The organism is Paraglaciecola arctica BSs20135 (assembly GCF_000314995.1).
GTDB lineage: Bacteria > Pseudomonadota > Gammaproteobacteria > Enterobacterales > Alteromonadaceae > Paraglaciecola > Paraglaciecola arctica.
Genome location: NZ_BAEO01000047.1, coordinates 1 through 13,055 on the forward strand (window position 1 = coordinate 1; position 13,055 = coordinate 13,055).

The 13,055-nt window shown below is 33.7% G+C and carries 12 protein-coding genes; 6 read left to right on the forward strand and 6 right to left on the reverse strand.

Annotation, left to right across the window (positions count from 1 at the left end):
- The 6 genes from GARC_RS15025 to GARC_RS15050 form a co-directional block, all read left to right on the forward strand.
- A partial coding sequence (locus GARC_RS15025) for a WbqC family protein (RefSeq protein ID WP_039989809.1) occupies positions 1-587 on the forward strand: 587 nt, incomplete at its 5' end.
- A gap of 35 nt (positions 588-622) precedes the next feature.
- Positions 623-1,384 (forward strand): phytanoyl-CoA dioxygenase family protein, encoded by a 762-nt coding sequence (locus tag GARC_RS15030; RefSeq protein WP_007621653.1) that lies wholly within the window; start codon positions 623-625, stop codon positions 1,382-1,384.
- Between the two features lie 56 nt (positions 1,385-1,440).
- On the forward strand, positions 1,441-2,082 hold the full coding sequence (locus GARC_RS15035; protein WP_007621654.1) for a class I SAM-dependent methyltransferase: 642 nt from the start codon (positions 1,441-1,443) through the stop codon (positions 2,080-2,082).
- Positions 2,054-2,743 (forward strand): acetyltransferase, encoded by a 690-nt coding sequence (locus GARC_RS15040; protein WP_007621655.1) that lies wholly within the window; start codon positions 2,054-2,056, stop codon positions 2,741-2,743. Before GARC_RS15035 ends, GARC_RS15040 begins: the two co-directional genes overlap by 29 nt.
- A gap of 3 nt (positions 2,744-2,746) precedes the next feature.
- Entirely contained in the window at positions 2,747-3,700 is a 954-nt protein-coding gene (locus GARC_RS15045) for a glycoside hydrolase family protein (RefSeq protein WP_007621657.1), read from the forward strand.
- Position 3,701: 1 nt separating this feature from the next.
- Positions 3,702-4,526: a phytanoyl-CoA dioxygenase family protein gene (locus GARC_RS15050; RefSeq protein ID WP_007621658.1), complete on the forward strand. Its 825-nt coding sequence runs from the start codon at positions 3,702-3,704 to the stop codon at positions 4,524-4,526.
- Between the two features lie 121 nt (positions 4,527-4,647).
- Here GARC_RS15050 and GARC_RS15055 read toward each other — a convergent pair whose 3' ends face one another.
- The 6 genes from GARC_RS15055 to GARC_RS25995 form a co-directional block, all read right to left on the reverse strand.
- Positions 4,648-6,558 carry a hypothetical protein gene (locus GARC_RS15055; protein ID WP_007621659.1) on the reverse strand — a complete coding sequence of 637 codons (1,911 nt, stop codon included), beginning with the start codon at positions 6,556-6,558 and terminating at the stop codon, positions 4,648-4,650.
- A gap of 45 nt (positions 6,559-6,603) precedes the next feature.
- Positions 6,604-7,299 (reverse strand): SPOR domain-containing protein, encoded by a 696-nt coding sequence (locus GARC_RS15060; protein WP_039989810.1) that lies wholly within the window; start codon positions 7,297-7,299, stop codon positions 6,604-6,606.
- Between the two features lie 82 nt (positions 7,300-7,381).
- A complete protein-coding gene (locus GARC_RS15065; protein WP_007621662.1) occupies positions 7,382-10,522 on the reverse strand; it encodes an MSCRAMM family protein in 3,141 nt (1,046 codons plus the stop codon).
- A 35-nt stretch (positions 10,523-10,557) separates the two neighbouring features.
- On the reverse strand, positions 10,558-11,385 hold the full coding sequence (locus tag GARC_RS15070; RefSeq protein ID WP_007621664.1) for a fimbrial biogenesis chaperone: 828 nt from the start codon (positions 11,383-11,385) through the stop codon (positions 10,558-10,560).
- Between the two features lie 249 nt (positions 11,386-11,634).
- On the reverse strand, positions 11,635-12,069 hold the full coding sequence (locus GARC_RS15075; protein WP_161603935.1) for a DUF4402 domain-containing protein: 435 nt from the start codon (positions 12,067-12,069) through the stop codon (positions 11,635-11,637).
- A gap of 186 nt (positions 12,070-12,255) precedes the next feature.
- Entirely contained in the window at positions 12,256-12,942 is a 687-nt protein-coding gene (locus GARC_RS25995; protein ID WP_052151514.1) for a hypothetical protein, read from the reverse strand.
- Positions 12,943-13,055 lie beyond the last annotated feature (113 nt).

The following is a 13,055-nucleotide window of genomic DNA, read 5'->3' on the forward strand; positions in this document are numbered from 1 at the left end:
ATTACATTAAAAGGGGTTGGATCAATAAAAATAGAATAGTGCACAATGGTAATATAATAAACATTACACTACCGGTACAAAAAACCAGTCAAAATAGAAAAATCAATGAACATTTGATTACAAACGATGTTAGAGCATTAGCAAAAATTAAAAAACAAATTCAATTAGCATATTGTAAGGCACCAAACTTCAATGCAATATTTCCGTTAGTATCTAAAATAATTGACTATCCTGAAGAAAATATAGCCAACTATCTTACACACGCCTTAATAGAGATTGCATCATATTTAGGTATGAATACTAAGTTTATACTTTCTTCCGAGTTATCCAAAAATGATGATTGGGGTAATGCACAAGATAGAATAATAGACCTGACAAAAAAACTAGGTGGGACTGAATACTTTAATTTACCCGGTGGTAAGGCATTATATAATGAAGAAGATTTTTCAGAGCAAAATTTGATATTGAAATTCATTACACCAAAATTACAAACATATAAACAATTAAACACTGAAACATTTATACCTGGTATGTCCATAATTGATTATCTAATGTCTAGTGATCCAATCTTTAATAAAATTAGTTAAGTAGCAATGTGATTGAGAGAATAAAATGACAGAAGTTGAATTTAACAAAAAAATTAGACAATGATGGATGGGTTGTTTTTAATCAAGTCATAAATGAGTCAACACTAGTAAAATTAAGAACTGGCCTAGATGTCGCTTGTGTTGAATGCCAACAAATTATGGAAAAAAACAACATCATAAATTCGGAAGAAATGGCTCATCATTTACCTCAACCCGGCAATGTTTTTTTTGATTTCATTTTAGATTACCCATTATATAAATATATCTACGCCTATTTTAATGGCAATTTTATACTGCATACATTTGGTGGAGGTAAAAACATAAAGTCAACAGCGACTCATGCTCACAATATTCATAGGGATATTCGCACGTTTCTGCCACATAGATTAATGTTAAATACTATGGTTTTGTTAGACGATTTCACTTTGGAAAACGGCGCAACTCATTTATTAACTGGGTCACACAAAATAAAAGAAACACCAAGTACTGCTCACTTTCTAAAGGAGTCATACCGAGTCGTAGCAAAAGCAGGGAGTATTGTAATGTTTCACTCTAATCTTTTGCATGCAGCTGGTGAAAACTTAACAGATGAGCAGCGAAGAGCAGTAAATCCTGTTTTCACAGTTCCTTGGAAGAAGCCTCTTTTTGATTATCCACGATATTTAGGGTATGACGTAGAATCCGAATTATCAGAGCAAGGGTTACAGGTATTTGGTTATAAATCGAGGTTAGCAACAAGCCGTGAAGAATGGTACCAACCTGAAGAGAAAAGATTTTATAAATCAGGTCAGGGTTAAAGATAATGAACAAAAATTATTAAGTAACCATATTCTAAGAGAAGCGCTAAATTGAAATGAAGAATAAAAATTATAAGAGCATAGTAGAACACTACGAGGACTGTCTTGATGAACATGGAGACAATCATCACGGTGTTGACTGGCCTAATAAAAAAGATGCGTTAAAACGTTATGAAGTAATGCTAGATGTTATTCCTAAAAATGAATTAACGTCATCAAATAAGCTTCTAGATTTTGGTTGTGGCGCAGCTCATCTACTAGAGTTTGTTCTTAAGCAAGAAAAATATAAGAATGTTGTCGACTATTCTGGCGCTGATCTTTCTGAAAAATTTATATCTTTGAGTAAAGATAAATTCCCTAACATTAATTTTTATCGTTTTGATCTGTTAGATATGGATCTATCCACACTGCCAAAATTTGATTATGTAGTACTTAACGGTGTTTTTACCGAAAAACGAGAGTTAACTTTTAGTGAAATGTGGTCATATTTTCAAGAAATGATTAAACGAGTTTTCCTAATAACAAATAAAGGAATTGCTTTTAATGTCATGTCTAAAGCTGTTGATTGGGAAAGGGAAGAACTGTTTCATTTGCCTACAGATCAACTTATTGATTTTTTGACAAAAGAAGTTTCAAGAAACTTTATAATTAGGAATGATTACGGTTTATATGAATATACCGTATACATATATAAATAAAATGGCACAAATCATAATTTTTGGAACTAAAGATTTAGCCGAATTAGCACATTATTATATTACTAATGATTCTATACACGAGGTTGTGGCCTTTACTGTTCATAAAAAATATAAAAACATTGATGAATTTAAAGGGTTACCGGTGATTGATTTCGAGAGTATTGTTGATACTTTTCCAAACAGTGACTTTAAATTATTTGCTCCTATGATTGGTAAAAATATGAATAGACTGAGAGAGTCTGTTTATATAGAAGGAAAAAATAAAGGTTATCAATTCATATCTTATATTAGTTCCAAAGCGACGTTATTTGACAACGTTATTGGCGAAAATTGTTTTATTTTGGAAAACAATACCATTCAACCTTTTACCAAAATTGGTAATAATGTTGTTTTATGGAGTGGAAATCATATTGGCCATCATAGTGAGATCAAAGATCATGTTTTCTTTACTTCACATGTTGTAATGTCAGGACACTGTACTATTGAGCCATACTGTTTCTTTGGCGTGAACTCTACCATCAGAGATGACTGCCATGTTGCAAAGGGTACTTTATTAGCTATGAGTGCCTCACTGGTGTCTGCAAAAACAGAAGAGTGGTCAGTTTATATAGGAAATCCTGCGAAAAAAATAGTAGGTAAAATAAGTTATGAGGTATTTTAACCTTTGAGCAAATGGATTAAAAAAGGATTAGTTTTTGTTCCCAATAAATCTCTAATTTGGAGCCAATCTCATGCCCAAGTTCCTGTAGTTGATTTTTTAGAGCAACAAAACATTTTAAAAATATATTACTCTACTCGAGATAAAAATAATCAAACTTTACCTGGATTCGTCATCGTGGATGCCGATAATCCAAGTAACATTCTCGACGTATCAAAAGACCCCATCTTAAGTCTAGGGGATCTAGGAACTTTCGACGATTCTGGAGTAATGCCTTCATGGATAATAAATTATAAGAATAAAAAGTATCTATATTATATTGGCTGGAACGTGGGTAATAAAATTTCGTACCATAACTCTGTCGGCTTAGCTATTAGTGAGAACAATGGGGAAAGTTTTCAAAAATTCTCAAAAGGTCCTTTATGGGATAGAAATTATACAGAGCCATATTTCTCAGGAACGACCTGTGTCATTATTGATAACGGGATTTGGAAGAACTGGTATTTATCCTGTACAGGATGGAAAGTTGTCAACGGTAAACCCGAACCCAGATACCATATAAAATATGCTGAATCTAATGATGGCATAAAGTGGAATAGAGAAGGGTATGTTGCAATCGACTTCAAGAGCGAAAATGAAGCAGGAATAGTTAAGGCCTCAGTTGTTAAAGAAGATGGTATTTATAAAATGTGGTATTCCTATAGAAATTACACTAACTACAGAACTGACAAACAAAATAGCTATAAAATTGGCTATGCCGAATCAAATAATGGAATGAAGTGGCATAGGTTAGATAACTCCGATTTATGTATAAATACATCTGATAATGAAACAGATTGGGACAGTGGAATGGTGGAATACCCTCATATTGTTGATGTTAAAGATAAAAGATTAATGTTTTATAATGGTAATGGTTTTGGTGATACTGGTTTTGGTTATGCCGAATTAAAGAGGCATTAAAATGATTAGTAATAGTGATAAAGAAAAATATAAACAAGATGGATTTGTGATACTTAAATCATTTTTACCTAAACGTATTGTACAAAAAATATTAATCGAAGCTAAAACTATCTTTGCCAACCAAATGACAATCCATGGTATTGAAGTACCTGATTTAGGTGATAGTGAAAAATTTACACATGCTATGTTTGAGCTTTTTAATAAGGATTTTGATGCTTTCGTTAATACTGGAAAAACAGTCCAACATCTCATTTCCTTGCACGCGTTAGGGGTTGATCAGAAATTAGTTGTATTACTTAAAGCAATTGGAATATCTTTTCCTAATATTTGTACACGACCTGTAATGTATTTTAATCATCACTGTTTGGCGAAAAAGAAAATTTATCATACTGTTTTTTCACATCAAGATTGGAGGAGTATGCAAGGTTCCTTGGACTCAGTGGTTATTTGGGTTCCCTTAGTTGACATTAATAAAGACCTTGGGGCGCTCCAAATTTTACCTGAAAGCCACAAAAATGGCCTGACTAGCACTTCTGTAGAAGAAGGATTTGGGAAAGTCGAATTATCAATCAAACAAAAAAAACAGTTAATTTCTGCTGAAGTAGAGCAAGGTGATATTGTTATCTTTTCATCCTTTTTAGTCCATCAATCAGGTGATAATATAACAAACAATATAAGGTGGTCTTGTCATTTCAGATATAACAATATAGAAGATCCAACATTTATTAATAGGAAATACCCTAATCCATATATATATAAACCACTGGAAGAATTGATAACTAAAGATTTTCCAAATATCGAACAATTAAAATCAATTTTCAACTGATTAGATTAATATTTATCCAGAATCCTTTTATTTTATTGGATTAATCATAGACAATAAATATCTTGCTATTATTGATTCATAGAATAAATAAAAGCAAGGTTTTAATAAAACACTATTATAATTAATTTGAATGGCTTAACGCGTGATCAAGAGCTTTAGCAAACACATCACTAAGAAGATCATCGCCGTCATCATTTTTAGGAAATATTTTTTTCAAACTACATTTTTCGACAAGAAGTTCATGAATGTGCTTCCTATATTGAGTGTCATCAATTAGCTGTAAAGATTTACTTATCAATTCGTTTTCATCGTTACAACCTAACTCATTCCCTAAACCCAATCGTTCCCATTCCCATTGATCACATACTGTATATATCTGTGCAGTGCCTCGAATAAATAATTTAGGCTTATTTAAAACCATCGCGTCAATATTACTGTTAGATCCACCAAAAGGCAGTGTTGGCAATAAGAAATGGCATTGACTTATTGTTTTCATATAAGAAATATAATCAGTAAAACTTATTAACTCAAAATGTTTCAACTCTCTAGATAATTGCTTTTTCGCTGCAAGATACGCTAATTGATTAGATTTGTGTCCAGAAAAAAACAAAAACGTTAATTTTTTAGACGTACCTTGTTGAATTTTTTTACATATATAAATTACGTCAGCAGTAACTTTCGTCAGAATACCATTAATACCAATAGTAATTTTTTCGTCACTATTTAAAAAATGATTATGCTCAGATAAAAAACTGTCGCTTAATCCGCTATGAATTGTATGAAATCCTACTCCATCTGTGGGAATATCACCCATTATTATTTTTTCACTAAAAAAAGGTTGTAACTGTTCAATATTTGTCGACCACCGAAATAGTAAACAATAATCCATTTCGGGACTAAAACTGCTGGATGGGTGCCCTGCCAACATGATTTGCAATGGAGCTAAACGTAATTGACTTAAGTATACTCCCCAAAATTTCATACCGATTGATGTATAGAAAATAATATCTGGATTTTCATTGGTAATGAGGTTAGAGTTTTCATTAATATTATACACTCCATCAAAAGTTACCACTCTATCAAAAGCACTTAAATCAGCGCCTTCAACATCGTCTTCATCGATGAATGCAATGAGTTGGTATTTTTCGGACAGGTTTATAAATCCAGTATTAAAGCATCGGTACATTGCATGGTTTTCAGAATACAACTCAAGCATAACCGCCACTTTAGGCTTTTCCCTAAGATTTAAAGAAGACATATTAGCAATATTATTTTTTGTGGTGTCATCGACCCATTGATGCAAGTTATGACGGATCAGCGAAGTTAGCCACTTTTTAAATTCATATTTATTCGGAGATGTAGCATAACTACAATTAAAAAAACCGTAATTAAGTTTCCCTAGGTCTGTTATCACTGGTAAATCCAACATTGGCAAATCTTTCGCCGATTCAAGCAAATGATTAAACCCTTTATTAGTCTCTACACTTAAAGCAGGTATGGGTTGAGTTACTAGCCCTATATATGAACTTAGTGCGATCGCAGGGTTGGCTTTAAACAACAGTTTCCACGGCAGTTTAAATTTACTACTAAGTAAAATCAAAGCTAATAATAATGTTAGCTTTTGCATGTTAGTGTTTAATTTTATTTGACCGAATTTATCTAGCTTAGCTAAACCAAGATGCTCAATAATCGCATCAGTATTTCTCCAGATACTTGCACTGAACAACCATTCAATCACATATTTACAAGTTAAAAACCAATTAATAATATTATGACTTGGTTTGTATTGTGGATGACAAAAAAGTTCGGATATTACCGTCGCATACTCATTACATAGTTGCTCTACAATTTCATTTTCTATTTTATTTTTATCCGAAACGTTCTGTAAGATATTCTCTGTGACTGGTTTAGCAAGAATTAAGGTGTTTTTATCATCTTTATTAAATTGTATAAATTTTATAATGGCGTCTTCTGCAATTAGAAAATCTTTATTTTTGATGTGACTAGATATCTGACTCGGATTTAAACTCATGAGTGGGGATTTTCTCTATTTAATTAAAATATAAATACTAAACTATTATAAAAAAGGTACGCCATTGTACCGAACTGTAAAACAAGGAGTATTAACAGCTTGAAGTTTTGCACATAATTGGTTGGCCTGTTGTAGACTGTTAAAAGGGCCTACTTTGACTCTGTAATACGTTTCCCCCCTTACTTTGATCTCTTCATATATTGGCGTATAGCTAACAAGTAGTTTTGAGTGTTTATTTAGTAATTCATTCCAATTTGCAATTAACGCATTTTTGTCAGTTAAAGAATAAAGTTGAACACCAACGGCAGTAGAGTTTTTGAATTGATAAGATGTTTCGACGACTGTCTCAGGTTTGACCTCAGGTTGCTTCATATATTCTTTTTCGGACGAGATCTCTACCAATTCAGGCACTGGTTCTTTCTCAACAGTTATTTCATGCTGTTCGTCTAATAAGTCTTTCTGCGTATAAGTTTGCTCTTGAGCCATTTGACTTAATTGAGTAATCAGTTCTTTTAACTCCCCTTCCAGCGCAACTAGTCTCTCAACACTCGGTTGAATAGTCTTCCATTCATTGAGATGCGTTTTCATATCTTCTATTAACTGTTGATTTATTGGCTCAAATTGTTGGCCATTAACAGCTAATTGAGTCATGTTATCTGATCCATCTTCTGGCATGCCACTGCAGGCAGTTAGTATCAAACACCCTATTAAAAATAGTGATTTGCAAATTAAATTTTCCACTTTTACCTTCCTGAAACATTTCTAAACCGAGGTGGTATTAATTAAGTCGTTGGTGCAACTAATTACAATTAAGACTATGTATTTAAAGCACAAATTCAAAGTTTTCTACCGAGCATTCTATATTAATGGCTGACACAGTGTCACAAGCTTGAATACCATTTGATTTGTCTTGGTAGAAACCTAAATTCAATTGATATAGTCCAGAATTTTCATCGACTACATAAAAAGCACTTTGTTTTAATTTAGCACGATAGCGTTTTTGAATTAAATGCCAATATACTTTTAACATCGGTAGGTTCACAAACTCTCCAATTTTAACGACATAACCTTTAGTAAATTCAAGATCTTTAATTAAAAAATCGCTACCATTCATTACATCTCCTTGCACCGATAAATTTACTGATAAATCATCTATATGTTCCATCTTATGTTTTTTTAAATAATCACTAGCTATGGATACAAAATATTGTCCAGGAATCAAATCAACAAATAAATAATAACCGTCAAATTCAGATTGAGTTGTCGCGACCACCGCTCCTTCTTCATCGAGTAACACAATGGGGACATAAGCTAGACTTCTTTCCTTACTATCTAAGTCAACGGCATAAATCGTTCCGTCGATTTCACTCGACGTAACAACAGGGTATTCAGTCCTACCAAGAAATGCTTTACGAGGCGTAATAGAAACCCCTTTTGATGAAAGAATAAAGAAAGGATCGCTTAAGGTACTACTGTCAATTTCAATATCAGTAGTAACATTAACAGGTAGGTTTTTAATTACAGCAATTCCATCACTGCCCGATATTGCTTGGCGTTGGGCTTGTATCGCTCGTACTTTAGCCCCTTCTATTGGAGTTTCTCCTTCATTAAAGATCCCGTCGTTATTTTCATCTTCAAATACTCTGACAGACATCACCCCTGTATTGGTTAGAGAAGTAGAACTCATAAATGCATTATTTCCATCCACGTCATACCCAATTCCAAATCGTAAAAATAATCCGACTGACCATTCGTCATCATTGTTGTAACTGAAATTATTTGTAACAGTAAATGCATCATATCGCCAAGTTAATCCTAAATCGGCTCGATATTGTTCGGCACTTGGAATATAGTTAAATTTAAAATCTGATTGTAAATTTTCAAATATTGACCAACTCAATTCAGTTCTAATACTATTAATTTCAGTCTCCGGCTTAATCGAATATCCAACCAAAAAGCGACTAAATACACGACCTAGTTGCCGTTGAATTTGCATATAACCATCCACTGTTTCACTTGAATTAGTCGAGTCTTGTGTTTTTTTCCAATCTAATGAGTGTTGAATAGCGAATCTACCTGCACTTAAGGATAGTTGATTAACAAATTGTGTTGTTTCAATTCCATTGATGCCGTCTCGGTATGAAAATTGATTATTATAATTTAATCTATAACTATTAAAATCAAGTAACTGCCCCCCCATTCTAAGTAAGTGCAGATTATCTGTTACTTTTTTATTCATACCATCTTCTAACAACAAAGAGTAATCCTGTTGGTTTAAACTATAAAACAATGACTGTCCCAACCATTGTGTTCTGCCGGTAAAATAACTTCTAAGTAGATTATTTTGGTTGATGCTAAAATCAGCATGTAGGAGTATATTTTCAAATAAAGTAAGATTTGTCCCGAAACTATAATTAAACTCGTTTTCGAATTCATCACTGAAAAAAGAAGATTGCCCAAGTGACACTGAAAGCCAATCAGTTAAACCTAGACTATAAGAACCAGCAAACAATAACCCTTTGTTTTCAGTAATGAGTTCATCATTTACCGACAACAAAGATTTACCTACTTCTATTACCGAAAAGCCATAATCCTGTTCCAAACTTGATAAAGCATTTGAATCAATAAATACTTCTCTGTAATCATGTTCCACTTGACCTTGCGGTCCATAAGAAATAATTTCAAAATTGTTGTAACCATATAACAAATCGACATTATCAAATTCATAACGACCTGTTTCCACGCTAGTTTGATTTGCAACTAAAATATTATTCTGATAAAGCTCGACATCCCAGCCTGGCTGAATATCGCCATTAATATTGATCCTTTGATTATCATTAACTTCGCTTAAGGTTTTAGAAAAAGAAACCCCTCTACTTAAGCCCCCTGTGCGGGCCGAGTTAATATTCACTGAATTAATGTCACCAAAACTGATATTGGCTGCGGGTAAAAATCCCAATGCCCCCGGTTTTAACTCTTTAGAAAACTTTATCCTAGCATCACTCAGTTCATTATCTGAACGACCCGCAACATAGTACTCAGTGTTCATAAATGCCAAATCATGACTGCCTAAGGCGGAATAACTCGAAAAGCGACTGTTGTCTCTGCTGCTGTCTGAATGTTGAATTTGCAAATCAACTAAAGGGGAAGAAATCATCTGATAAGGGGTTTCTTTCCATGGTCGGGTTGGTAAAGACTTTTGTGTTTTATTTATCGTTTTGGACTGTCTGGCAAGTCTAGTCTCAATGGGTAAAGCTTCCTCAGGAATGAGTTTGATCTGTAGGTCATTAAATTTGTAAGTTAGGCCAAGTCCAAACCAATGTGATAGCAAATCACCTTCGACATAAACGCTATTATCTTCAATTAAATAATCAGCGCTACCAACTGTTCCCGATATACCGTTAACTGATACATTAGGCATATTATTGCCATCAATGAAAGCATTGAAATTAAATTCAAACTTATTACTCTCTCGAATAAACCATCCTGTCATAATCTTTTTATCAAAATCTATATCAATAGGAAAATCAAGTATCTCAAATAAATCACTGGCATTAATCTTGGCTCCTTTACTACTTTTATAGCCAAACACCTCGGCCACGTATAGATTATTAACATACAATGACATGACAAGGTCTTCGCCTTCAGGAATGCCAGAAACTAAATCATCTTGGGAGTTATTCACAATGACTATATTATTTTTTAAATCGTTTCTAGGGTCAGCAGTTACAATTGGCTGCCCCTTAGGGGATAATTGATTATTATCTACAGTAGTAAAAGGCTCTGAATCAATTTCAGATGAATTGCTAATAGATTCATATTTTTGATTAATGCTCCGTAGCACTTTAATAAAAGCACTACGTTGCGTCTCAGTCATTGGCTTACCGTCAGACTGTGCGTAAGAAGAATTTAGAGCCAAAACTAAAAGGGAACATATTAGAACTTTTTTGACAATTGATTTCATATTCCCTCCTATCAAAACCTGAACAACTAAACGAATTAAAGATCAATCACTTTTTCAGCAAGTACCTTGCCAGAAAATTCTTGTCCTCCTTCATAAGCAATCCGAAGTTTTCCGGACGTTGGGGGGGTGGTCGGTTGCCACGTCACCTCACGCTTAATTGTGTTTAGTTCAGCAAATAAATTCACTCCATTTAGTGTGCCAACTTTAACTTCTTCTTTACTATTATTTGGTGTCCAATAAGCTTGAATTGAACCATAAGTGCCATGTATACCAGACCTTTCAAAAGAAACGATAATCTTATATTGGGTACCATCAGATTTTTCATTTTGGTCAATATGAGCCTCATTTATAACAATGTCATAATCTAATTTACCCTTTCTCACAAATACAGGAATGGAGTAGTTTAAAAGTAATTTTAACTGTATGCCTGCCGCCCCGCTGGTTTGCTCAACTTTATCCTCTGTAGGTAAGGCCATAAACAATAAATGCGAACGATACTCACCGTCGGCTAAATCTCTGGGCCGACGCACTCCAAGTTTAACAATTTGTCGTTCATTAGGTTTAAGTGTCACTTGCCTTGGGCTGAACCGCAGCATATTGCTTGCCGTTGGAAAACTTTTACTTTGTTGTTCATCTAAATCTACATATCCTCCTTCTGATAACGCTCTTTTCTGCTCCCACTGCAATCGATAACTTTGTGTTTTATCACCATTATTAATCAAAATAATTTCTGCAGAACGCTCGCGATCATTAATTGCTGCCCTAGTTGGAGAAATCAGCATACCTGCATGTAATGAGTTGCTGGTAACTACGAACAAAAAAAGAATGGACTTTAAGATGATAATACGAATTTTATTTTTCATAATTTATTTACTTATTAATGCCTATGTTATTAATTATAAAATGTATTGCCCCCATCTAATGAATAGGGTTCTCTCACTCAATCTGATTTAAGCAAATATTAGACCAACAAAAACAATAAGAAACCTTTATATATTCACTTATATGTGTCAACTAATTGACACAATCTAAAATTGTATTAATTACATATTTTATCGATTGAAAAAAAATGAGAATAAGCAAAGGGCCAGAGGAATGTTGCTCAGACAAGGTTAAAAGTTAATTGACAACTCAAAAATAACGGTATAGGCAGTATCATAGTATATGCCAACAGCATTACCAGAACTGGCAATTGTACCACCGACAAAAACAGTTGCATCGCCATTCGCATCAGTAGTGATCGTCGGAACGGAGCTAAGTGATATGAGGGTAAACTGTTGTGAAGGGGTCGCAGGTGAACTCGTTTCAGTCTGCACTATATTAGCAGATATAAATAATTCTTTAAAAGGCTCATAAGAACTAAGTAAATACTCCCCACGATGTCCTGGTACTAATACTCGAATGTGATTAGTAAAGGTTATTTGATTATCGAGATTAATAGTAATTTCGCTAACACTATCATTTCTGAGAACAGCTAAAGTACCAAAATCAAGTTTTTCTACTTCAGTGACCGCAGCATTAGCAATAGACGTAAATAACAGCAACAAAATTACTATTAATTTACAGTTGATTGGATTTTGGAAATATTTATTAGTCAATTTTTAATACTCTTGCATTGCAACAAACAAAACAAAAGCAATTTTCACACCAAAAAAACTTTGTATTTCATAACAAAAAAGGCGACTCATATGTGAGTCGCCTTAAAAACACTGTAAAAACTAGTATAACTTTACTTAATAATCAACTGTCATTGTATACGTGCCCGTATAGGCTTGATCAACATAACCTGATGTTGTCGTCGCACCAAGTATATCAGTATCTAACGATGTTCCAACTTGCAGTACAACAGCACCAGTGGAATCTGTTTCCATGAATCCACCATCAGTAATGGTAGTACCATCGTCAGTACCACCGATAATATAGCCCTTCCAGCTAGCATTTAATATATTAAATACCGCTGCATTAGCAGGAACACCTGTTGTTATTAATGTGAAGTTCGGAGGGAATGTTACTTCTAAATCCGTAAATGGTGCTGCGGAATCTACCGTAAATATTGCCATTGTAGGTGTAGATAGAGACGTAATCGTAGAGGCACCTATTGATGCAGAGGTTATAGATGGCGTCGCTGTACCATTTGGCGTAATTATCAGCGATGCAAAATTTGCAACGTTGGTATTATCATTTTGCGCTCTAATCGTTCCGAAATCTAACACTTGAGTTTCAGTTAAGTTAAAGGTGTTTTGCACAGTCACCGAAACCGTACCTGGGGCTGTGGCGGCTAATGCTGCATTGCTGCTTACAAGTATGAAAGTAGCGCCTAATATTTTTGTGATTTTGTTTGGATTAAACATATAATCTCCAATAATTAAATTATAAAAAGTTTTAAAACAAATATTACGTAACACTAAATTCAGAGGCATTATAGCAACTCATATGTTTTGTGACGTATTCTCGGTTTCTCAATAACGGTATCGACAATGTTAATGTAAACCTTAATTTTTACTTCTCAGTAAAATGGCGTTTGATAAATAAT